General features: G+C 47.9%; 10 protein-coding genes and 2 pseudogenes. 11 read left to right on the top strand and 1 reads right to left on the bottom strand.

What is annotated here, in order from left to right; translation table 11 throughout:
- Position 1: 1 nt before the first annotated feature.
- The 9 genes and pseudogenes from D0T87_RS10630 to D0T87_RS10670 form a co-directional block, all read left to right on the top strand.
- A pseudogene (locus D0T87_RS10630) lies at positions 2–2,599 on the top strand (SusC/RagA family TonB-linked outer membrane protein); the annotation flags it as partial.
- A 3-nt stretch (positions 2,600–2,602) separates the two neighbouring features.
- Positions 2,603–4,207 carry a RagB/SusD family nutrient uptake outer membrane protein gene (locus D0T87_RS10635; protein WP_163175103.1) on the top strand — a complete coding sequence of 535 codons (1,605 nt, stop codon included), beginning with the start codon at positions 2,603–2,605 and terminating at the stop codon, positions 4,205–4,207.
- A gap of 21 nt (positions 4,208–4,228) precedes the next feature.
- On the top strand, positions 4,229–5,341 hold the full coding sequence (locus D0T87_RS10640) for an FISUMP domain-containing protein (protein ID WP_163175104.1): 1,113 nt from the start codon (positions 4,229–4,231) through the stop codon (positions 5,339–5,341).
- Positions 5,342–5,367: 26 nt separating this feature from the next.
- Entirely contained in the window at positions 5,368–7,074 is a 1,707-nt protein-coding gene (locus tag D0T87_RS10645; protein WP_163175105.1) for a right-handed parallel beta-helix repeat-containing protein, read from the top strand.
- 12 nt (positions 7,075–7,086) lie between these two features.
- Positions 7,087–9,228 (top strand): FISUMP domain-containing protein, encoded by a 2,142-nt coding sequence (locus tag D0T87_RS10650; protein WP_163175106.1) that lies wholly within the window; start codon positions 7,087–7,089, stop codon positions 9,226–9,228.
- Positions 9,229–9,405: 177 nt separating this feature from the next.
- Entirely contained in the window at positions 9,406–10,257 is an 852-nt protein-coding gene (locus D0T87_RS10655) for an endonuclease/exonuclease/phosphatase family protein (protein ID WP_163175107.1), read from the top strand.
- Between the two features lie 120 nt (positions 10,258–10,377).
- On the top strand, positions 10,378–12,045 hold the full coding sequence (locus D0T87_RS10660) for a DUF5597 domain-containing protein (protein WP_163175108.1): 1,668 nt from the start codon (positions 10,378–10,380) through the stop codon (positions 12,043–12,045).
- A 21-nt stretch (positions 12,046–12,066) separates the two neighbouring features.
- Positions 12,067–13,617 (top strand): arylsulfatase, encoded by a 1,551-nt coding sequence (locus D0T87_RS10665; RefSeq protein WP_163175109.1) that lies wholly within the window; start codon positions 12,067–12,069, stop codon positions 13,615–13,617.
- A gap of 149 nt (positions 13,618–13,766) precedes the next feature.
- Positions 13,767–15,209 (top strand): HAMP domain-containing sensor histidine kinase, encoded by a 1,443-nt coding sequence (locus D0T87_RS10670; protein ID WP_163175110.1) that lies wholly within the window; start codon positions 13,767–13,769, stop codon positions 15,207–15,209.
- A gap of 672 nt (positions 15,210–15,881) precedes the next feature.
- On the opposite strand, the gene D0T87_RS10675 is transcribed toward D0T87_RS10670, so the two are convergent.
- Positions 15,882–19,838, bottom strand: coding sequence for a hybrid sensor histidine kinase/response regulator transcription factor (locus tag D0T87_RS10675; protein ID WP_163175111.1), 3,957 nt, complete (start codon positions 19,836–19,838; stop codon positions 15,882–15,884).
- A 243-nt stretch (positions 19,839–20,081) separates the two neighbouring features.
- On the opposite strand from D0T87_RS10675, the gene D0T87_RS10680 reads away from it, so the two are divergent.
- Both D0T87_RS10680 and D0T87_RS10685 read left to right on the top strand, forming a co-directional pair.
- Entirely contained in the window at positions 20,082–21,512 is a 1,431-nt protein-coding gene (locus tag D0T87_RS10680) for a Gfo/Idh/MocA family protein (RefSeq protein WP_163175112.1), read from the top strand.
- A 47-nt stretch (positions 21,513–21,559) separates the two neighbouring features.
- A pseudogene (locus tag D0T87_RS10685) lies at positions 21,560–25,004 on the top strand (glycoside hydrolase family 2 TIM barrel-domain containing protein).
- Positions 25,005–25,105: the final 101 nt, after the last annotated feature.

Consider the following 25,105-nt stretch of genomic DNA (forward strand, 5'->3'; position numbering starts at 1 on the left):
ATCCGGTCAGCCCGGTAAAGATGGTGGAAAGATCAATATCCGTGGTATCGGTACGTTGAATGACTCATCGCCGTTGGTTATTGTAGACGGATTTGAATCTTCCTTTGATAAAGTAGATGCCAAAGACATTGAGTCAATTTCGGTATTGAAAGATGCCGCTTCTGCTGCCATTTACGGTAATAAAGCCGCCAACGGGGTCATCCTGATTACCACTAAAAAAGGAAAGAGCGGAAAGCTATCCATCGAGTATAATGGCTATGTGGCCATACAGGAGGTTACCCGTTATCCCGATCTGCTGGGTGCTGTAGACTATATGGAACTGCACAATGAAGCACGCCTGAACTCCGGCCTGCAGAAATCATTCAGCGAAGAGTGGATTGATCATTTCCGCAAGCGCGAGAATCCCGGTGTGTACAATGACCGTAACTGGGCCGATTTCTATTTCAAACCTGCTACCCAACAAAACCATTATATAAAAATGAGTGGAGGTACCGAACAACTGATGTATAGTTTGTCGCTGGGTTATCTCGACCAGAATGGTATTCTTGATGGTACATCTTACGAGAAATTCTCCTTCCGTTCCAACACCAACAGTTCTTTCTTTAATGATAAACTGAAAATCGGAACCAACATTTCCGGATATAAAGGAAACCGCGGCGACCTTGTAGGTGGAACCGGGGGTACACTTGCCCGTATCATTCAGATGCCGCCTACCGCGCAACCTAAAATGGAAGGCTACGGATGGACAAGCTGGTTCTATGATGATGCCGCGAAAGAAGCCGGCGGCGGACAGAAGTGGGTGGGACAGAACTTCAATGGTAATTTCAATATGCAAATACAAATCCTTCCGCAATTGAAACTCGAAGGAGCCGTTAGCTATGATATGTACCAGGAGTTCGGGCAAACTTATGCCCCCAACGTTACGCTATATGGCGTGGAAACAGGTGCCAACGGCGAACAAACCATCGGTAAGAACAACTCCGTAGAGTCGCAGATAAAAGAAAGCACCGACCGTTCGAGCAGTCAGTCGAGTTATGCCACGTTAAGCTATTGGCATGATTTGAAAGAGCATCACCACTTCCGTATTATGGGTGGGGTACAGCAGTCGGAATGGAGAACCAAGCATGTGATGACCGAGCGCAGAAGGCTTACGGCCGACTTGCCGTCACTCGAAGTAGGCGACCCGGCTACACAGAAAAATGAAAGCTGGGAAAGAGGAACCACATCCGTTTCACTTTTCGGACGCTTTGGATACGACTACAAAGCCAAATATCTTTTCGAAGCAAACGTGCGTTACGATGGTTCTTCCAAGTTTGCCGAAGGGCATAAGTTTGGTACATTCCCCTCATTCTCTGCCGCGTGGCGTATTGCCGAAGAGAAATTCCTGAAGAATAAAGTGTCCTGGCTGAATGAACTTAAGCTACGTGCTTCGTGGGGAAAACTGGGTAACGAAAAGATATGGAGCATGTACGCCGGTGTGGATATTCTCTCTGTGGGGAGTGCCAACTACATCTGGAACGGACAGAATACAACTGGTTCTGCCTTAGCATACATGGCCAATAAGAACCTCACCTGGGAAACGACCACACAAGAGAATATCGGTTTAGACATCACTCTGTTCAAAACATTAAATTTCTCTGCCGATTATTATAGAAAGGAAACAGACGATATCCTGATGCAGTTGCCCGTATCCATGACCTATGGTTTTACCGAAACTCCCTGGCAGAATGCCGGAAAGATGCGGAATACAGGTTTTGAATTCTCGCTGTCTTACAGCAAACAACTCATGCGCGACCTGGAAATCAACGGTGGCGGAAACATATCCTTCAATAAGAACGAAATATTAGACCTGAAAGGCCAAAGCCCCATCCTTAACGATGACAGAGGCTTGCTATTACAGGAAGGCAAAGCCATCAATACATTGTATGGCTATGAAATAGAAGGTCTTTACCAAAGCGATGACGAAATCCACAACCATCTGGTTACTTTCGACCGCTACGGAAATCCCGTGAACTCCTATTCCGGACTCATTGCCGCTCCCGGTGATATCCGTTTCAAAGATCAGAATGGCGATGGCATCATTGATAAAGAGAACGACCGGGTAGCACTTGGCGACCCATCGCCCGACTTTATGTACTCCTTCAATGTAGGCGCAAAATATAAAGGCTTTGACTTTACCGCTTTCTTCCAGGGAGTTTACGGTGGTGAAGGCTGGAGCATGGGACAGCTTGTTTCCCCATTCTTCAACGGTTACAACTCTGCCGGATGGATGACCAAACGCTGGACTCCCGAAAGACCGAACAACACCTACCAACGGGTGTACATCGACAGTCAGCGTTCTTCCATCAAATCGGCATACTATGTAGAAGACATGTCCTACCTGCGTCTGAAGAATATTGAATTGGGATATACATTCCCCAAATTATGGATGAGTAAGATCGGACTTGCCGGAGCACGTGCTTTTGTAAGCGCTCAGAATCTGTTTACCGTTACTTCCTACAAAGGTTTCGATCCGGAACGTGCCGGTACAGAGTCTTCTAACATCTACGATTATCCGTTGACTAAAACCTATACATTCGGACTCAACTTAACTTTCTAAGCCATGAAAAAGAATTTTATAACGTATATTTCAATCGCGTTCCTGTGTGTAGCCACCAGTTCCTGCGAAGACTACCTGAATACTACTCCTCCGGATAAAGCCTCTCCCGACACATTCCTCAAGGATATGGAACAGGCACAAAGCTTGTTGGCAGGTGTTTACAACTGCTTCTATGATGAGGGCGCAGGCTACATCAACCCCTATACCTACGAAAACATGTCCGACAACTCCTACAACCCCAACACATGGGAGTACTCGGCCGAGTTTGCCAAAGGTACCCAGACGGCAAGTAGCCACCTGGCCGAATATAAGTGGCGGAAAGACTGGCAGGCTATTTCCCGTGCCAATTCTTTGTTGCGCGGATTGGCCATCAACAGTTCACTTACCGGCGTAGAAAAGAATAAACTAACAGCCGAGAGTCGCTTCTTGCGGGCTTACTTTTATTTCGACCTGGTAAGTTTCTACGGACGGGTGCCTTTGCTTGACGAAAACTCTCCGCTGGAAGATCCTGCACGCGAAGAACTATCCAAGGTCCTGACCTTTATTCATGAAGATATTGATTTTGCCATCGAACACCTGCCGCATGCCTTTGGCGGAGAATCGGCCAACAAAGGAGCTGCCTATATGCTTAAGATGCGTGTGGCACAATATGAATACGATCATGCCACGGTGATTGCCTCTGCCAAAGCCATTAAAGCATTGGGATATTCACTCTATGATAACTTCACGAATCTTTTCCTTGAAAAGGGAATTGACGATGCATCTAATCACGAGGTTATCTTTAAAGTCAACTATGCAACCGACCTTCGGAGTAGCGGTATGACTATGCTTTGGTATCACTGGGCATCTTTTCAGACACTGCTTCCTGTCGTAGAGAGTTTCTTTACTGCCAACGGACTACCTATTAAGGATATAGATATTGATGGCGGTGGTTCTATACTGAAAGACCCCATGTATGATCCGGATCATCCGTTCCTTAACCGCGACCCGCGCCTGCATCTGTCTATTCTTTGCCCGGGCTACGAATACCGTTTGGATGCTCAATCCCGTTATCAAGCCAATTGGGTACCCGCAAGCTGGGGTAATAACACCGGATTTCGTCCGAAGAAAGGTGCAGACGTAGAACTGGCAAATACCAATAACGATGGTACCGATAAGATTTACATGCGCTACGGCGAGGTACTTCTGGCATGGGCCGAGTCGGAAAATGAATTGAATGGTCCGGCGGGCGCGTATCCGTTGATTGATGAGTTACGCAACCGTGTTGGTATGATTACGCTCAGCGCTTCACTGCCCAACCTCAACAAGAACACCATGCGCGAACTAATCCGCAACGAACGCCGCGTGGAACTCTTCAACGAAGGCCAGCGCTGGCACGACATCCGCCGTTGGAAGATTGCCGAAAAGGTAATGGTAGACGGTGTTGGACTAGACGTGACCAAGATGAAAACATACACCAACGGAAACGTAAGCGATACCTGGCAGTATGTACCGATGGTTATTGACAGACGGTCGTTCAATAAAGACCGCGACTATTTGTGGCCTATTCCCCAGAAGGAGATCAATGCCAATAAACAGATGGAAGGTGATCAAAACCCTGGCTATTAACCTGTAATATAAGCATACGATATGAAAAAGATAATAAATTGCATCGCTCTCTTAACCGTCATCCTACTTGTTGGATGCGAAGATGATGTCAAATATGTGAACCCCACCTGGGCACGCCAGGTCTTCCCCGAAGAAGGATCGACCGTAAAGATAGACTTCTTTAAACCCGACGAGATACAACCCTTCGTGTGGGAAGTGCGGCCTAACTCAACCTATAAAGTCTACTTCGATGTAGATATGCACTTCGAGAATGCAGTTGAGTTCGATATGGGCAACGCCACCGATACCCTCAAAATCCGGAACGAAGAACTACTTGAAACCCTGCGCACCGTATGGCCCGATTTCGGTAGCATCAAACGCTTCTTCTGGAAGGTAGAACAAAACACCAATGGCAAGATAGAAACCAGTTGGAGATACTTCAGCGCCATGCTTTCCATTGAAAGTTTTATCGATGCCCGCGATGGCGAACGCTACGAGGCCCGTCAGTTTGTAATGGAAGACGGCTCACTGATTACCATTATGGCCGAGAACCTCAGGGCTAAGGTGTATGCCGATGGCGAAGCGCTTCCATTCCCGGCCAGAGTTGCCATAACAGGCAACACCGTATTCGACTATAAAGCCGGAGGATACTACTCCTGGCAAACCGCCGTGCGGGTAACCTGGGACGAAGCTAAAGCGGCTTCGCTTGACGGAAAACCCATCCAGGGCATTTGTCCCGATGGCTGGCATGTGCCTTCTTATAGCGAGTTCGTTAAACTGCGCGAACATATCGGCCGGTGGGATACAGGTTTGAAAATGAAAGACCCTTCATTCTGGAGAACAACAAGCGAGGTCACTAACAGTTCCAAAATGAATGTTATAGCCAGTGGCTATTACTGGCGCGAGGATTCGGAAGCGTTATTCAACTGGTTTGAGTCTGCTGATATGCCGGTATCCGGCTTCTGGACATCAACCCCTCGCCTGAAAGGCATAGAATACTCCTGGGGAGATATTGCGCTGGATGATGAGCGCGACAGAGCTACGGTGATGACCTTCTACGATGATGCTGCCGAAGCTAACATACAGGCTTACGGAATTGTGCCCGGTGGAGAGAACCGCCACTATCCGATAAGATGTATTATGAATGACCTGTAATAATCTGATTTAAACTTTGAACTACAATGAAAATGTATAGTATTTTACTTATGTCACTCCTGTCCATGCAGTTATTGACCGCATGCGACGATAACAATAATGATTCCCCGCTACCACCGGTAGAAGAGGAAGTATCCTACCCGAACCGCTATTACATTGACCCCGAAAACGGAGCGTATTATAATACCGGACATTCGCCATCGCAAGCATGGGAAAGCATGGATCGTTTTACGGAACGTACATGGGGTCCCGGCGATACCATTCTGATTAAACGCGGAACGGTTTACGAAGGGCAACTCGTATTGAAAGGCAGCGGCGCTCCCGGCAAACCGATCGTGCTGGGTTCGTATGGCGACGAAAGTCTGCCCCTGCCCGAGATTCGTACAGGGGGTAAAAAGCCTGAGTCTATCCTTATCCGTAACGTAGAGTATTGGGAAGTACACGACTTGAAGGTAACCAATAAAGGCGAAGAAGAGGTGCCCAAGATTGTTGGTATACAACTCACCGCCGAGAACATACCTGGTGGCGTAATGAACCACATCCATATTAAACGTTGCGTGATTGAAGATGTATACGGAACCCTTACCCACAATATCGGTGGAGGAGGAGCAGGCTTGTTCTTGTATAATATCATAAACAGTGCCACACCGTCTTCTTTCAATGATATCCTGATTGAAGATTGTAAGTTTATCAATATCCAACGCGACGGTATTATTGCTTACATCGCCGATGGTGACCGGAGTATGCGCAAGGCGAATACAAACTATGTGATCCGTGGGAATACCTTCGAAGGTATACCGGGCGACCAGATCGTGGTAATCGGTTGCGACGGCGCTATCGTAGAGCATAACATCGTGCGCAAGTGCGCCATGGGCGGATTCTCGCCCGAAGGTTCCGACTTCCGTGCCGAGGCTTCTGCTGCCATCTGGAACATCCATAGCGATAACACGATTTTCCGCTACAACATCGTGCAGGATATGAAAGCCACGTGGGACGGACAGGCATTCGACTGCGACCAGAACTGCGTGAACACCCTGTTCGAGTACAACATCTCTTACAACAACGTGGGCGGATTCTTCCTGCTTTGCCCCCTGGATGCCTACTTTAATAAAGGCTATGCCGAGCACAGCGGAACGATTGTACGCTATAACATCAGTATCAACGACGGATTGCGCGATTACGTGAAGGAAAACGGCGACATTCACGCTCCGAGTATTGATATTTCGGGACGTGTGAAGGATGCGCATTTCTATAACAATACCATCATCAAAACCAAATCGGCCACACAGAATATGGACAATACAGCCATTGCCTTTGCCGATTATATGAATCTGCCGAAGTCGCTGACCTTCTCCAACAATATCTTCTACAACACCACAGGCGTGGCCAATCCTTTCTACAGGGTAGCTAGCGGTGAGTTTAAAGAAAATGTGGGTGTGGTGATGCAAAACAACCTGATCTACGGATATTCCAATGAACTTCCCGGAACAGGTGAGTACAACACGGGCAATATCAACGCAGACCCTAAGTTTGTCCGTTTGATAGAGGACTTCATAAAGAATAACGATTTGATCGATAAACAGGAGATACTCGACGGATTGAAACTCGCTACAGGATCGCCATGTATCGGTGCCGGAGCGGCAGTGAACGACGGAGGTTTCTTCCCCATCACCAACGACTTCTGGGGAAGCCCTGTAGGTAATAACAAAAACATTGGTGCATATAACCATTAAAACAGGAATGCCATGAAGAAAATAATAAAACATCTTGGCCTTGCAGCCGGCCTTATGCTTGCCATACTGTTTGGTTGCGATAATGATAATAACTTCTATGAAGTAGGACGCCAGCAGGTATTCCTGTCTTATCCTTCGAACGATACCCTCTGGGTGCTCGACTACCAGAAACCCGATACGCTTTACCGTTTCATGTGGGAAACCAAGCGTGAGTATATCTATTACGACCTGATGTTCGGTCTGGATGCCGACTTCTCCGGGAAGACCGCTGTGGTTCCGACAGGAATCAAACGTGATAACTATTACACCACTATGGTGCTGGATTCCATCCTGAGCTCAATGGACATCGGAATCGGCGAGAAGAAAGACATCTACTGGACAGTCAATGTACTCGACCCCGAAGCGGGCTGGTGCGATGATGTACGGAAGATATCCATCACCCGTTGCGACCTGCCGGCCAATGTGATTATGCTATCGGAACCGGGCGCACAGGCGGAGGTAGGTTTGAATAAGGAGGAGCCCGAAGGATTGGTCACATTCAGTTGGGATTGCAAGACGGAAGTCAAAGACTATACGCTCTTCCTGAGCTTCAACGAAGAGTTTGAAAGTCCGATAGAGATAAAGTGCGGATCGTCTAAGAGCTACGACTTTACTGCCGGATACCTGGATAACCTGATGAAGGATCAGGGGGCGGAGTTGGGCGAGAGCACTCCGGTATATTGGAAAGTAACCGGCACCGGTACCTCGACTAACCCGATTGAGAACAGCGCTGTGCGCGAGATATCTATAAAACGCTTTACCCGCGATCCGGTGCAGATTGCCTTATTATCGCCCGAAGCTGGCAGCACGGTGTTGCTTGAAGTGGAGCAGGCCGACGAAATGTTCGAGTTTAAATGGGCGTGCGATACCACAGGGGTATCTTTCCAGATCAAACTCTATGATGTGGAGCTGGGCGCGGTTGAGATGTTTGATGCCGGAGAGAATACATCCTTCGCTATCTCGCAGGCCGATATGGATTTGTTATTGGAACAGAAGTACGAAATGGTAGCTTCGCAAAAGAAGAAAATGCGTTGGGAGGTGATTCCTAGTGACCCGTTGCGTGCTGTATCCGAGACGGTGGGTGAGTTTACGATTCGTCGTTTCGCTGCCATGTTGGCTGCACAACCTATCACCCTGATTACTGCTCCAACGGATGGAACGGCGTATGCCTTATCTTATTCGACACCGGATGCCGTACTGTCTTCGCTTAGCTGGGATTGCGGGGCAAGAAATGTAACGTATGCGCTGGAATACAGCTTGAACGCTGATATGAGTCAGTCGAAGATCAAACCCTTCACCATGAATAAGTCCGTGGACTTTACGCATGCTTTACTGGATGAGGCGCTTACGGATGTAGGTGCTGCATACCTCACCAAGAAGCTCTACTGGCGTATCACGACTACGGTAAGTGTAAGCACGGAGCCAACCGAAATCCGCAGTCTGAACCTGTCTGGTATGCTGAAACCTTTTGTTGACCGTCGCGACGCTGCCAGTCCCGAAACGTATAATGTGGTGAAGATCGGTAATGACTTCTGGATGGCAGAGAATATGCGCGCCAGAACATACAGTGATGGCACGGCCTTTACTACCGTCGATCTGGATGTACGCGAATACCTGGGTGGAGCCGTAAGCGATCCGAAATTAATCGGGGTGTATTATACCTGGCCTACAGCGTTGCGCAACTATGACCAGGCAGGAGCGAGCGAAACAACCATCATTCAGGGAATCTGTCCCGATGGCTGGCACATCTCTACGATGAAGGAATGGAAGGACTTAATAGCCCTTTATCCCGGAGGAGCAGCCGCCGAAGTGAAGAAGCCGGGTTATTGGCAGGATGCCAGTGCTACGACAAACAGTTCGGGACTATCCGTGGTGCCGGGTGGACAATACTGGCATGGTAACTACGGTGGTGATCCGGATGGCGCAGGCAAAGACGGCAAAGCCGGTTTCTGGACGACAACCGTAGGTTCCGCAGCAACCTCCGCTTATATGTACGAGGTCTTTAATGACCGCTGGAACCCTGACCCGTGGGCGTATAATGCCCGTCCGTGGAGCGAAGGTGACGGCACAGCATCCAAAGCGATAAATGTACGCTGTGTGAGGACGCAGGACTAAAATAGTTTTCAGGATAGCAAGAGGGTAACAAAAAAGAAAGTTGTTATCGTAGGGGCGGTTCGTGAACCGCCCTGAAGCAGTTAGATTAGATTGGATATGTCATTATACCTACCCGAAGGGGAGGTAGGTATATTATATCTCAGAGCAACATACATAATCATTTTAAATAGGTATACCATGAGAAAAACAATTTTAATCCTCAGTCTGGGGCTTTTGCTTCTTTCCTGTGCAAGTCCCCCGATGGAATTGACCATCATGTCCTTCAACGTCCGTTTTGATAATCCCAACGACGGTTTCAACAGTTGGCCCTACCGCAAAGACGTAACCATGCGTATGATTCAAAAGCAGAGTCCCGACATCATCGGCACACAGGAAGCTCTGATCAACCAACTTCACGACTTCCGCATCAACCTGCCCGGGTATAATTACGTCGGGGTAGGCCGGGACGATGGTATGAAGGAAGGCGAACATTGCGTTATCTTCTATAAAAAAGACCGGTTCCGGGAGGTTGAATCCGGCAATTTCTGGTTAAGCGAAACCCCTGACGTTCCCGGGAAGAAAGGTTGGGACGCCGGATACAACCGGGTAACCACCTGGATTATATTAGAAGACATTGCCACCCGGAAGCAGCTCTTCTTTATCAACACGCATCTCGATAACGTAGGTCCCGTCGCCCGTCAGGAAGGGGTGAAGCTGCTTCTTAATAAGATTTCTGAATTACATAAAGGGCTTCCCGTAGTGTTGACGGGAGATTTTAACTCACCTCCCGGTTCCGAGGTTGTAAGCGATATTACCAATCCGGTGTTGTCTAAACCCTTGGTACATACTAAAGAGGTGGCACAGGAAACCACCGGTACCTCCTGGACATACCACGGGTATGGCATTCCCGAAGAGGAGCGTCCGTTTATTGATTATATTTTTGTCAGTAAGCCGGTCAGTGTTCTGAGTCATCATGTGCTGCCCGAAAAGATGAACGGACAGTACATTTCCGACCATGCTGCGGTAGTGGCCCGGATAGCAATAAACTAATGTATGGCGTCACTGTAGGGGCGGTTCGCGAACCGCCCAATACACAGGAAACCATTTTCGGGCGGTTCGCGAACCGCCCCTACAGTCAAATCTCAAAATAATAAATCATTATCCTACCCCATGAAAAAGTTCTTTTATACTCTCCTATTATTAACCGTCTTCCTGTTTGCTAATGCCCAGCAACCCCCGCAACTGGTGCGCAACAAACACGGGGTTGCCCAACTAATGGTCGATGGAAAACCCTACGTCATGTTGGCGGGTGAGCTGATGAACTCCACTTCGTCTACACTCGAAAGCATGGCTCCCGTATGGCAGCGCATGAAGAACCTGAACCTGAACACCCTGCTTCTTTCCGTCTCCTGGGAACAACTGGAGCCTGAAGAGGGGAAATACGATTTCAGCATAGTGGACGGACTTATCGGTGAAGCCCGCCAACACGACCTGAAACTTGTTTTCCTCTGGTTCGGAAGCTGGAAGAATGGTTCGTCGGGTTACGCCCCGCATTGGGTGTTGAGGGATACTAAGCGTTTCCCCCGAATGAAGAACAAAGAAGGCGAAAACCGTCCGTATCTTTCCATACTGTCCGAAGAATTGATGAAGGCCGATGCCCGCGCATACACCGCCTTGATGAACCGCATCAAAGAGATAGACCGCAACGGGCAGACTGTCATTATGTGCCAGATAGAAAACGAAGTAGGTTTGCTGGGCGATACCCGCGACCGCTCCGTCCAGGCCGAAAATCAATTCCGTCAGCAAGTTCCTGCCGATCTCATTAAACATCTGCAAAAGAATGAAAAGCGTATACTTCCCGAAATCATAAACGAGTGGAAAGCCAACGGAAAGAAAACCAACGGGTCGTGGCTGGAACTTTTTGGTAACGGTTGCAACCACCTGGCCGATGAGATGTTTATGTCTTGGCACTACGCCCGGTTTATCAATCACGTGGCCACGGAGGGCAAGAAGGCATACAACATTCCGATGTTCGTGAATGCATGGATCATCTTCCCCCATGAACCAACGCCGGGGCTTTACCCGAGTGGCGGACCTAACTCACGGATGTTGGATGTGTGGCAGGCCGCCGCTCCGTCCGTCGACTTCCTGGCTTTCGATAATTACGCGGAGGATTACATTGCGCAATGTCATTTGTATAACCGCAACGGCAATCCGATATTCGTCCCCGAGGCGGTTGGACTGTGGATGGGCGATAAAGAGAGTGCCCCGGCGAAAGCGTTTTATACGCTGAGCGAGTTTAATGCGCTCGGCTTTGCTCCTTTTGGCATTGACAATGCCATATATACCGAAAATCATCCCGTGGGAGATGCATACCGGGTGCTCAATAATCTCTTGCCTCTCATCGTAAAAGAGCATGGCACGGGTCAGATGAAGGGTTTCATGCAGCAGAAAGACCAGAATGAGGTGGTTAGCTTTAAAGATTATGATATTCATATGAACTACCGCTATCCTTACCAGGGTTATGGACTGGTGATTCGCCTGGCCGATGATGAGTTTCTCGTAGCGGGCAATGGGGCGGATATTTCTTTTCATTCGAAGATAAAATCGCTTCCCGGCGTTAGTTATGGCACTTTGCAGGAAGGGTATTTCGTAGACGGCGAGTGGAAAACAACCAAGTATCTGGGTGGGGATGAGGCTATGCAGGGTATCGGAGGTATCAAGCTGCCGGGTGTTTATCTGTATGAAGATGCCAACCCGAATGCTGTAACCATCGTTAGAGTGAAGCTGATCCCGACCGAAAGCGGCACGTATGGAGAGAAGAATATGGTAGATTAGCGCAATTTTAAAACTTACAATATGAAAACCAAAACCATCAACCTCTTCGGCCTTATATCCGCCGCTTGCCCTGTACTTACTTTTGCGCAATCCCCTACCAATCCCCCCAATGTAATCGTCATCATGGCCGACGATATCGGCTACGGTGATTTTAGCTGCAACGGCGAAAAGACTATTCATACCCCCAACGTTGATAAACTGGCCGGCGATGGCATACGCTTTACCAATGCGCACGCCGTGGCCGCTACCAGCACCCCTTCGCGCTATTCCTTCCTTACCGGGCAATACGCCTGGCGAAGGAACGATACCGGCATTGCGGCAGGTAACGCCGGCATGATTATCCGTCCCGAACAATATACCGTAGGCAAACTCTTTCAATCCTGTGGTTATGCCACAGCCGTTATCGGAAAGTGGCACCTGGGATTGGGCGATACAACCGGCAGCCAGAACTGGAACGGGCATATCATCCCCGGCCCCTCGGATATCGGCTTCGACTATTCGTTTATCATGGCCGCCACTGCCGACCGCGTGCCTTGTGTATGGGTGGAAAATCAACGAATCGTAAACCTTGATCCTAATGACTCCATTGAAGTGAGCTACGAAACGCCATTCCCCGGCGAACCTTTGGGCAGTACACACCCCGAACTCCTCACCGTACAGCGCCCAAGCCCCAACCACGGGCACGATCAGGCGATAGTGAACGGCATCTCCCGCATCGGTTACATGAAAGGCGGTAAGTCGGCCCTTTGGCAAGATGAAAACATTGGCGACAGCATTACCCTGCACGCCATATCTTACCTGGAACAACACCGCGATACCCCTTTCTTTCTTTACCTGGCCACGAATGATATCCACGTGCCCCGCGTGCCGCACCCCCGTTTTGAGGGTAAAAGCGGCATGGGACCCCGTGGCGATGCCATTCTTCAGTTCGACTGGACGGTGGGGCAGGTGCTTGAAACGCTCGACCGATTGGGAATCCGCGATAACACGCTCATCATCCTTACCAGCGATAATGGCCCTGTGGTTGACGATGGCTACCAGGACCGTGCCGTGGAATTGCTTGGACAGCACCGTCCCTGGGGCGATTTCCGGGGTGGAAAGTACAGCAGTTTCGAAGCCGGTACGCGCGTGCCGTTCATTGTCAACTGGCCGGGGCGGGTTAAAAAAGGCGTTTCCGATGCTTTGGTGTCTCAGGTGGACTTCCTTGCCTCGATGGGTTCTTTACTGGGGAAAGATCTTCCGGATCACCTCAAAAACGATAGCCGGAATGAGCTTGGTGCCTGGTTGGGAACCTGTAAGAAAGGGCGTGATTACGTGATTCTCCAGGCCGGAAGCCTTTCTGTGTACGATGGCACATGGAAGTATATTGCTCCCAATAATGGCGGGCCGCTTAACGTCCTGACCAATACCGAAACCGGAAATAACCCTCAACCTCAGCTTTATAATCTCAAAAGGGATGTAGGAGAGAAGAAGAATGTGGCCGCGAAGCATCCTGATCGGGTACAGCGGTTGCAGCAAATCCTGAAAGAATGCACACAGAGTCGTGGAGGAGGGTGTGTCATAAGTCGGTAAAGCCACTTCTTCATTGCGAACGCAGTGAAGCAATCCGGCTTTACCCTCTTCTGTGACTCTATATTCATTAATTATTCTTATTCGAACGCTTATTAATCACAATTTTTACGTAAGTTTGCGCGACTAAAATTATAATAAGGCAACAAGCAATGAACGGCAACGGTTTATCTGAGAGAGAAAAAGCAGATTTACTTCTTGATATTGCTGAGATAGGATGGTGGGAAACGGATCTTATCTCGGGTAATTCTGTTTATTCCGAGCTCACAGCGCATCTACTGGACCTTGATAAAGTGGGTTGCGGATTTAACGACTTCCTGAATGCAGTACGCGAGGACTATCGCAAAGCATTCGTTGATGAGTTCCTGACCATTAAAGAAGGAATCACCAGTAGCGTGATATTCCCCAGTACCGTAGGGCTGGGAACGGGATGGCTCCATGCCAAATACCGCGTCATCGAATATCAGGGTAATCGCCCCACGCGGCTGCTAGGTATATTGCAACCCACGCGCGACCCGATCAAAGCTGCCGACGAGACAAACCTGAGAGATAAACAATACCTCGAACGCCTTTATCAGTACATGCCCATTGGCTATCAGCAAATCCAGATGGTGTATGATAACGGCATTCCGACAGATTATACCTTCCTCGAAATCAACAAACAGATTGAAGAAATCCGTGGAAAACGGCGCAGGGAAATCATCGCCGCCCGCGGTAGCGCCATCGAAACGCACTTTGCCGAGGAACTGGAACGCATGACCGCGGTGGTGAACACCAATAAGCACATCGAGTACGATTACTACGAGGCAAATACCGACACCCATTGCCGCGCCATCATGTTCTCTCCGCTGAAAGACATGATTGTCTGCTTGCTGCTCGATGTGACCGAACTGAAACTCACCATCATTGCTAAAGATAAAGCGGAGACATCCGACAGGTTGAAATCGGCCTTCCTGGCCAGCATGAGTCACGAAATACGGACGCCGCTTAATGCCATCGTCGGCTTTTCCGAAGCGCTCTGCGAGATGGACGATGAAGAACAACGGGCGGAGATCGTGGAGATTATCAGGCACAATAACGAACTATTATTGAAACTGATATCGGACATATTCGACCTCTCTCAAATCGAAGCTAACATGATGGAGCTTCACAAGCACGAGTTCGAAGTGAAGCCGTTCGTCAGGGGCATCGTTAACGTAGCTAGGGAGAAGACAGACGATAAGGTAGCGGTGTTGTTTGACGAGGATTCGCCCGATATTTCCATGCATGGCGATCAGGAACGAATCAACCAGGTGATTGTGAACCTGGTGAACAATGCGCTTAAGTTTACCAACGAGGGGCATGTACGTCTCGGCTATACAACGGCGGACAACAATATGTTGCTCTTTTATGTAGAAGATACCGGCATGGGAATACCTGCCGATGACCAGGAAGCGATATTCGACCGTTTCGTTAAGCTCGATTCATTTGTGCAGGGAACCGGCCTCGGCCTTGCTGTCAGCCGCAACATCGTGTATCAGATGGACGGGGAGATGGGAGTAGAATCAAAGCGGGGTATAGGCTCGCGCTTCTGGTTTAAGATACCGATGGAATAGGCAGCCGACGGATTATACAAAAAGAAATAAGAATCGCCGTATTTGAATCAAATAGATTTGAATACGGCGGTTTTTGTAACCGGTGCTTTCTTTGAAATGCACGAACTAGCGCAAAAAATGCTCCTGTTTATGGGTTATGGAGTCTGAGAAAGTTTCATAATGGGTTTGAGAAACCGGCATTTGGGGGATATGAAAGTTTCATATCGTTCAAATGGTACTTGCATTTGGTTGAAATGCTAGTAGCATCTGGCCCGAATGCCGGTTTCATTTTGTGCAAATGCCGGTAGCATCCGAAAAAAGAAACGATTTTGGTTCTAAAATGGGGTGGAATTAGGGGGTGCGAATTCTGGTTTGTCTTCTTTTTGAAGATTGTTTTAGATGTTAAAATCAAAACAAATAATGGATTGATATGCTTTTTTGATTGTAAATAATTAAAGATTGAGTAAAATGGATTTGATATTGCTCGATTTGTTGTCTAATTGTATTTCTTTAAATCCACTCCTTTGCTATATTCCCATCGCCATACAACAAGAGGGCTAAATACGTTAATCCAGCCTTCTTCCATTATCATTTTGACATTTTGATATAAGTGCAATCCAAGTATTGCGAAGTTCCTTTTTACCCACACAGCCGTAGGGGTATGTGGGTAAAAAAGCCGCACTTGTGGTTGCCTCACTTGTCCGCTTCCTCCTTTTTCCTAAACTCACTAGGCGATGTTCCATAGAACTCCTTAAACTGCCGGCTAAAGTGATTCGGGTTGCAATACCCCAGTTTATACGAAATCTCCGACGACGTCATGTTCGTATTCAATATCATCTTCCTGGCCTGCGCCATTTTAATATTCAGTACAAACTGTGACGGCGTTTGTTCCGTCAGGCGTTTAATATTCAGATACAACTGCGTGCGACTGATATTTACGTGTTGCGCCAACTGCTGCACAGACAATTCCGAATCGCTCAGATGATCATGAATATAATCGGTTAGCTCCTTGATAAACGTTTCGTCCGCGTTATTCACCTCCTTTTCTTCCATATTCATTTGCCCGAAACTCGAATAGTACGTCCGCAGTACATGCTTATTCTTAAGGATATTTTCAAGTCGCAGCAACAACTCCTGAATATTGATCGGTTTATGCAAGAAAGCATCCGTACCCGCCTGGAAGCCCTTTATTTTACCCTCCGCCGATAAGTCCGACGTAATCAGAATCACCGGGATATGCTTCGTTTTGCTGTTTCCTTTGATTGCTTTACAAAGCTCATACCCATCCATTTCCGGCATCATGATATCACTGATCACGACGTCTACGTTCTGCGATTTCAGTAGCAAAAGCGCTTCCTTCCCATTCGAAGCCGTCAGTACGTGGAAGTATTCCTGCAACTTCTTCTTAAGTATTTTCTTCGTATCATGATCGTTATCGACTACCAGGATTTGGAACGGATTCCGGGCTTCCTCTTCCGCATCCGGCGCACCCGATTGCTCTTCAAAATACATGGTATTGTCAATAATCCGGTCTACAATATTTGTATACGTCACCTCGCTGCTGGCTTCATTCCCTTTACCCTCTACAATCGGGATCTCCACCCTGAATATATTCCCTGCATTCTCTACCGCTATCACCGAAAGATGGATATCCAGCAGCTTGGCAATACTATTTACAATTGCCAGTCCAATTCCGCTATTCGAATACAGACTCGATGCATCCGTCTTATTATAAGGTTGGAAAATAGCCGATTTCTGTTCATCCGTCAGGCACTCAGCACTATTGAACACATCAATAACCAACTTTTCATTGTCGCGTGATGCCTTGATGTAAAACCGTCCGCCCTGCGCCGTATGCTTCGAAACATTACTCAACAAATTACCCACCAGCATTTCAATCTTATCCGCATCAATCATCATCGGCAGCGAATCCATGTCCGTAATAAACTCATGCGATATCTCTTTGTATTTATACAGCGGTACAAACGCCTCGTATATCCCCCGCAGGAATGGAATCATGTCAACCTGCTTCAAGCTGATCGAAGCATGCTGCGACTCCATGTTGCGGAACTCCATCAACTGACTGATCAGGTACTCCAACCGCTTGATGTTACGCTTGAAAATCTCCGTATCATCGTCTTCGTTATCACTGTAAGGCAGTATTTCGTTCTGAAGCGTCGATATAATGGCCAGCGGCGTTTTGAACTCATGCGAGATGTACGTAAAGAAATCCAGCTTCATGGCGTTCAGCCTTGTTTCCTCATCACTTTCCCTTTTCACCTTTTCAATCAGTTCGCGCGTGGCCCGGCGTCTTTTTACCACACGACTGATCCACCATATCACAGCCGCGAAAATCAGGATATACAGTATAATAATAGGTGTACTGAGCCACACAGGCGGTTTAATCCGGATGGCAATCGTCTTTTCGTCCAATGTTTCTCCGGTTTCGGCTTGCAACCGGACGTGTAGCTTATACTTTCCGGTGGCCAGGCGCGTGAAGATAATCTCGTTAGATGCCGGGTTGATTTCATACCAGTTGTTATCGAAATTCTCTAAGCGGTAAAGGCACCGGTAAGGTGCTGAACGCGCCGGATCATAGTCGATGCTGTTCACCACGAAAGAAAGAAAATTCTCTTTGTGTTCCAGTACAAGCTCATCCGTATGGTTGATGTGCTTCTTGAGTAAAGAAGATGCACCGGGTTGTACCGTTTTATCGAACAACTTGAAGTCGGCAATATAAAGCACAGGCTCCTCTTTCTCCTGACTGATAATCTGCATGGGGTCGAAGCCGATCAACCCATTAGAAGTGCCCAGATAAATATCACCCTTCGCATCGGTATAGCACGAGCGCACGTTGAACTCATTATTGCCCAGTCCCCAAGCCAGATTGATAACCCTGACATCCTTCGATGGGGGTACGAACAGAAGCGTATTCCCCGCCGTAATCCACAGGTTGCCGAGGCTATCGCCCCGGATGTTGTTCAGGCTTTCCGTATGCTCTTTATTGTCAATAAACTGTATCGGTTTGCCATCTTCCAGATAGTAAAGCTCCCCTTTGGAAGAACCCAGCCACAAGCGTCCGGTCTTGTCTATGTAGGCCGACTGTATGAACAGGTTCTTGTAAGAAAGCATATTATACTCGGTTATCTCCTTCGTTGTGCGGTCGATACAGAAGATCGCCTTGAAATGGACAGCATAAATCTTGTCCCGGTAGGGCAGAATATTGGTAAACGCATAGTCCTGGTTTTTACTGGCAATGATGTTTTCAAATGCATTCCGCTCGTAGTGGTAGATGTCAATGCCCTTGTTGGTGGCCACCAGCAGACTGTCTTCGTTGATGGAATACAGCGCATGTACGGACTTTCCCGACATGGAAGTCGAGTCGTTCGGGCGGTTCACATGGCGTGTTACCTGTAGGTTGCGGTCTATCTTATATAATCCGTCGGATGCCGAGCCTGCCCAGATATTCCCTTTTTTATCACACTCCAGGGCGATGACATTATCGTTAATTCCCGAATTGCGGTAGTTGAACTGGCGCACCACCTTACCCGATTGGTCGAGCATGTTTACCCCCAGGTAATTAGTTGCTACCAGAAGATTGCCCTGGCCGTCTTTTGTGATCCCGTTCACGGTGACTCCCCCCATCTTTTCGCCCCATCCGCTCAAGTGGTAAAACCGGATGGCCGAGTTCAGTTCGTTGATCAGAAACAGTCCGGTGAAATGCGTGCCCAGAATCATCTCCTGCCTCTTGGTGCGGAAAATGCGGGTGATAATGTTTACGAGCTGGATATTATAATTATTCTCAAGCATATAGAACTTGAGGTAATTGTTCGTGTAATCGTATACCGACAAACCGCTGCTGTGGCCAATCCAAAGGCGGTCGTACTCGTCTTCGTTAATGCTTCCGATGTTTCCCATAGCGCTGATGCCATATTTAGCCATCAGGTCTTCATGGAAAAACTCATCCTGCACACGGTTGTATCTGTATAGCCCATCCTTCTCCGTGCCCAGCCAAACGCACCCTTTCGAATCGGGATGCATGCAGATCACCGTAAGCGGGGAGAGGTCGACACTCCTGATCTTATAAGATTTCTGTACATTGAACTGTTCATCAAAACGATACACCATATCTTCCTTAAATCCCCAGATGACATTGAACTTATCGACGCTGAGAAAGAAACACGGCAGGTTATAGTTGATCAGCGTTAAGCTGCCATTCTCGTACGTATAGGCCGTTTCGCCGGAAATAACAATGATTTTATCTTTTACACGGATAATAGAGAAGATGTAAGGAACCTCATTCTTGCCGTCCTTGATGCGGGTGTAGACCCCTGTTTCGTAATTGTATGATTCGAGAAAGCTATGCGTACCTATCAGCATCTCGGTTCCCGTATCCAACAGTGAGCATACGTTCACCCCCATATAATGCTCGGGTTTTACGAGTCTGGAACTGCTGTAAATGTTCAGTCCCATTTCCGTACCAATCCAGATGCGCCCGTAAACATCATCCTGTATGGCCTTTACATTATTATTAGATATCCCTTCTTTCTTGCTGATATGGATGTAGTTCTTAATAACGCCCTCTTCCTGCGCACCAACCGGCGAAGTAAACCAAAGGATAAGAATTGTTATTAGGATGAGGTTTCTCATAGGATGATATATAAAGATGTGTTTATTCATACTGTCTCTCCGTAAAGATAGGATATATATCGGTACAATGTTACGGGAATATGTGCACATTCGTTAAGCCGGCATATCTATTTGTTCATTTCTTGTAGAAGGGATGGGGCGTGTGTGCTTCTACACCCTTTTTAAACCATCCTGCAAAGCATTTTGCCTCTCCTGCGCATACATTTGTGAAAAGAAGAATCATAAACCATAAAATAATTGAAAATGAAGAATCTATTACTGTACTCACTTATCGCCTTGTTCTGCATTTCTTGTAGTAACCATGCTGCACAGCAAGGAATAATTAAGGTAGAAACACCGTCCCGTCCGGCAGGGCAGACAGATGTACTCGGCCTGCGTTGCGAACCCCTTCCAACCGTTCGTGTAGCTTTTGTCGGTGTGGGTATGCGTGGCCTGGCAGCCGTGCATCGTTTCCTTTCCATTCCGGGCGTGGAGATCAAAGCCCTTTGCGATCTGGAACCTTACAACCTCGAAAAAGCACGTGGATTGCTTGCTCACGCCAACTTTACCCCTGCACAAGAATATTCGGGCGATGATGGTTACAAACAAGTGTGCGAACGCGACGACATCGACCTCATTTACATCTGTACCGATTGGTTGAGCCATACCCCTATTGCTGTCTATGGCATGGAGCACGGCAAGCATGTGGCCATTGAAGTGCCCGCTGCCGTATCGCTCGACGAATGTTGGCAGTTGGTGAACACGGCAGAGAAGACCCGCCGCCATTGCATGATGCTCGAAAACTGTTGCTATGACCGCTTTGAACTCGCCACACTGAATATGGCGCAACAAGGTGTATTCGGCGAAATCGTTCATGTGGAAGGTGCATACATCCACGACCTGCGCGAGCTAAACCTGAACGACCGCCTTACCGAAGGAAGTACCTATACCCCCGGTGTAGGCAACACCGAAGGCGACGGCCCCGGACTGGTAGGCTACTGGAAGAAATGGCGTATGGCTTACAATATCGAACATAGCGGAAATCCATATCCTACACATGGCCTCGGCCCGGTATGCCAGATACTAAACATCCACCGTGGCGATAAGATGAATTATCTGGTATCCGTATCTTCCGACCAGTTTGGTATTACGGCGTATGCGGAAGAACGTTACGGCAAAGATTCTCCACAAGCTAAACAGCCTTATAAACTGGGTGACATGAATACTTCCCTCATTAAGACCGAGAAAGGTAAAACCATCATGATCCAACACGATGTAACCAGTCCGCGTCCATACAGCCGCATTCACCTGGTGAGCGGAACAAAAGGATTTGCACAGAAGTATCCGCTTACACACATCGCTTTGGAACCGAATGCGCACAACCAGTTATCAGATCATCAACTGGATTCTATCCTGACGGTTTACGAGCATCCTTTCTACAAAGAAGCCGGAAAACAGGCTGCGGAGTTGGGAGCCATATCTCACGGCGGCATGGATTATATCATGGATTACCGCCTGGTGCACTGCCTGCGTAATGGTCTACCGCTAGATCAGGACGTGTACGATGCAGCAGAATGGTCGTGCCTGGTGCCATTAACTGAACTCTCAGTTCAGAATAACGGTGCACCTGTAGAAGTTCCGGATTTTACGCGCGGTGCATGGGATAAAGTAAAAGGTTTGACTTTTGCTGAGTAAAATGTAGGGGCGGTTCGCGAACCGCCCATCCAACTTAAACTAATACCATGATCTTTTCAATGAACAAACTATACACATCCCTCTTAAGCATTGGCCTCTTCCTGCAAGCAGGCCAGCTAACCGCTCAGGAAACCGTGCCCCTTCCATACTGGAAAGACGTAAACATTGTCGAGGTTAACAAACAACCTCCTCGCACCAGTTTTATGAGTTACCATACCCCCGAAGCAGCCGTTACTCATAACTATGAAAACAGCAAGCACTACTACCTGCTCAACGGAACCTGGAAGTTCTACTTTGTCGACAGATACAAAGACCTTCCCACCGATATCACCTCCCCAACTGCCGATACCAGCATCTGGACGGATATCCAAGTACCCGGCAACTGGGAACTCCAAAGACACGGAGAAGCCTTCTACGTGAACCAACCCTTTGAATTTGCCACATGGAACCCTGTGGCTCCCTTGCTGCCCGAAGAAAATCCGGTAGGTGTTTACCGTCGTGATATCGAAATACCCGCCGACTGGCTGAACCGCGATATCTTCCTGCACCTTGCCGGAGCAAAATCAGGCGTGTATGTCTACATCAACGGGAAAGAAGTGGGCTATAGCGAAGACTCCAAAGACCCGGCCGAATTCCTGATTAACCCCTATCTTCAAGCCGGTACCAACGTACTTACCCTCAAGATTTTCCGGTGGAGCACCGGGTCATGGTTGGAATGCCAGGACTTCCTACGGATGAGCGGTATAGAACGCGACGTCTTTATCTGGTCGCAACCCAAAACAGCGATAAAAGATTTCCGTATCGTTTCAACACTCGGTGATACTTATCAAGACGGTATCTTTAAACTAGGTGTAGATATTGCAAATAGCCAGCCATCCGCCAAAGACGTAAAGGTCAACTATCAGTTGCTTACCGCTAAAGGAACTATTGTAACCACTGGTTCTTATACTGTGCGGCTCGAACCTTTCGGAAGCTAAAACTATTGATTTCGCATACAATCTTCCCAATGTCTCCACCTGGACGGCCGAACATCCTAACCTCTATCAACTCCTGATGAATATCGAAGCCGATGGAAAACTACAAGAAGTTATCCCCTTCAAAGTCGGGTTCCGCCGGATAGAAATAAAGGACAGCGAATACATCGTCAACGGAAAACCCTTACGTCTGTTCTATTTTAATGGTCAACCCATTAAACTGAAAGGCGTAAACATACACGAAACCATCGAAACCGGACATTACATAACTCCTGAACAAATGCGCCGTAACTTCGAACTGATGAAACTCAATAACATCAATTCCGTACGCCTGAGCCACTATCCGCAAGACCGGAAGTTTTACGAAATGTGCGATGAGTATGGACTGTATGTATATGATGAGGCTAACATTGAATCGCATGGATTGTATTACACCATCTATCAGGATGATATGCGCAAAGGCGCTGCAGGACATGAAGACGGCAGTAAGAAAGGAACCCTGGGACATAACCCGGATTTTCTGGAAAGCCACCTCTCGCGCATACGTAACATGTTTGAGCGCAACAAGAACTATGCATCCGTAACCATCTGGTCATTAGGAAACGAAGCCGGCAATGGATATAACTTCTATAACGGTTATGCCTTGTTGAAAGACCTGGATGCAAGCCTTATGTCCCGTCCCGTATGCTACGAAAGAGCATTGGAGGAGTGGAACACCGATATGGTGGTACCTCAATACCCTTCGGCAGCTTCTTTTGAATACTACGGCAAGAACGGAAGGGGAGTGGAAAGCGCAGACAATCGTCCCTATATTCCTTCCGAATATTCGCACGCCATGGGCAACTCCAACGGTAACCTCTATGATCAATGGAAGCATGTTTATCAATACCCCAACCTACAAGGTGGATACATCTGGGAATGGATTGACCATGCTGTGAAGATTAAAGATAAGAACGGTAAACCTTTCTGGGCATACGGCGGAGACTTTGGCAAAGATCAACCATCAGACGGTAACTTTGTAGCCGATGGAATCGTTAACCCCAACCAGGACCCGCACCCGGCTATGGCAGAAGTCAAGTATGTACATCAGAATGTCGGTTTCGAAGCGGTGGATGCCCGTCAAGGGCAATTCAAAGTAATAAACCGTTTCTACTTTACCGATTTATTCAAATACAAGATTGTATATAAGATATTTGAAGGAAGCAAGAAACTGAAAGAAGGTACTATACCTTTATCACTTGCTCCACAGCAATCTGCAATGATAAACATCCCGTTTGGCTATTTTAAAGAAAAACCCGGAGTGGAATACTTTGTGAACTTCGAGGTCATTACTAAAGAAGCGGAACCTCTTGTACCTGCCGGACATCAGATTGCACACGAACAGTTCGAATTACCGGCACAACAAGCCCGGCCCATGTATGCAAGCGGCAGCAATCCTTTGTTGAACATCTCCGAGTCCGCAGATCACGTATCTGTAACCTCTTCCAAACTTGCCTTTGTTTTTGATAAAAACAAAGGGGTGGTGAGCTCGTATAAAGTAGATGGCATGGAATATTTTATGGATAACTTCGGTGTGCAGCCCAATTTCTGGCGTGCTCCCGTGGATAATGATTATGGAAACGGTGCTCCCAAACGCCTTCAGGTATGGAAAGAATCCAGCAGGAACTTTAAAGTTGCTGCGGTGAAAGCCACAAAGAAAGATCACCTTGTCCTGCTGTCTGTTAACTACGAACTGGCTGCCGGAAACAACTACCTGGTAGATTATAAAATATATCCAACAGGTATCGTGAACGCCTCTATTACCTTTACTTCGACCACAGCCGAGGAAGCCAAGGCCGAACTCACCGCAGAGGCGCGCGAAGCCACACAATCAGAGAGTGCCGAAAGAGATCGCCGCAGAAGAGAAAGTTCTACCCTCGAAGTCCCCCGCATCGGTATACGTTTCCGCTTGCCGGTTGCGATGGATCAGGTGCAGTATTTAGGCCGGGGACCGGAAGAGAACTATCTTGATCGTCAGAAGGGCACTCTCGTGGGGCTTTATAAAACAACGGCCGAAGCGATGTATTATCCGTATGTTCGTCCGCAGGAAAACGGTCATCATACTGATACCCGTTGGGTAGCACTAAATATGACCAACGGAAAAGGATTACTTATCCTTGCAGATCAGACCATTGGTTTCAATGCATTGCGAAACTCGGTAGAGGACTTTGATTCCCAGGAATCCGATGCGGATTATCAATGGCGTAATATGTCACCCGAAGAGCTAGCCAATAAGGACTATACAGCCGCCAAAGACGTATTAAGAAAGCAAACCCACGAGTATGATATCATTCCGCGCGATTTTGTCGAAGTCTGCGTTGACATGAAACAATCCGGCGTAGCCGGGTATAATAGCTGGGGTGCACGACCCGAACCGGAGTACAGCATCTTTGCTAATCAGGAATATAAGTGGGGCTTTACACTTATTCCGGTTTCCAATATGTCGGATATAACGAACCGGACAAAATATAGGTATTAAGACACTGCATAGAACTGGGGTTGACCAAACAACCAATCCTGTAGGGGCGGTTCGAGAACCGCCCAATACACAGAATACACAGGAATCCATTTTCGGGCGGT

This window comes from Bacteroides sp. 51 (assembly GCF_010500965.1).
GTDB lineage: Bacteria > Bacteroidota > Bacteroidia > Bacteroidales > Bacteroidaceae > Bacteroides.

What these genes read in the sequence shown, in the direction of transcription:
- D0T87_RS10645 (WP_163175105.1), top strand. Translation starts at nt 5,368, where the DNA reads ATGAAAATGTATAGTATTTTACTTATGTCACTCCTGTCCATGCAGTTA.
- D0T87_RS10635 (WP_163175103.1), top strand. Translation starts at nt 2,603, where the DNA reads ATGAAAAAGAATTTTATAACGTATATTTCAATCGCGTTCCTGTGTGTA.
- D0T87_RS10680 (WP_163175112.1), top strand. Translation starts at nt 20,082, where the DNA reads ATGAAGAATCTATTACTGTACTCACTTATCGCCTTGTTCTGCATTTCT.
- D0T87_RS10675 (WP_163175111.1), bottom strand. Translation starts at nt 19,838, where the DNA reads ATGAGAAACCTCATCCTAATAACAATTCTTATCCTTTGGTTTACTTCG.
- D0T87_RS10670 (WP_163175110.1), top strand. Translation starts at nt 13,767, where the DNA reads ATGAACGGCAACGGTTTATCTGAGAGAGAAAAAGCAGATTTACTTCTT.
- D0T87_RS10660 (WP_163175108.1), top strand. Translation starts at nt 10,378, where the DNA reads ATGAAAAAGTTCTTTTATACTCTCCTATTATTAACCGTCTTCCTGTTT.
- D0T87_RS10640 (WP_163175104.1), top strand. Translation starts at nt 4,229, where the DNA reads ATGAAAAAGATAATAAATTGCATCGCTCTCTTAACCGTCATCCTACTT.
- D0T87_RS10655 (WP_163175107.1), top strand. Translation starts at nt 9,406, where the DNA reads ATGAGAAAAACAATTTTAATCCTCAGTCTGGGGCTTTTGCTTCTTTCC.
- D0T87_RS10650 (WP_163175106.1), top strand. Translation starts at nt 7,087, where the DNA reads ATGAAGAAAATAATAAAACATCTTGGCCTTGCAGCCGGCCTTATGCTT.
- D0T87_RS10665 (WP_163175109.1), top strand. Translation starts at nt 12,067, where the DNA reads ATGAAAACCAAAACCATCAACCTCTTCGGCCTTATATCCGCCGCTTGC.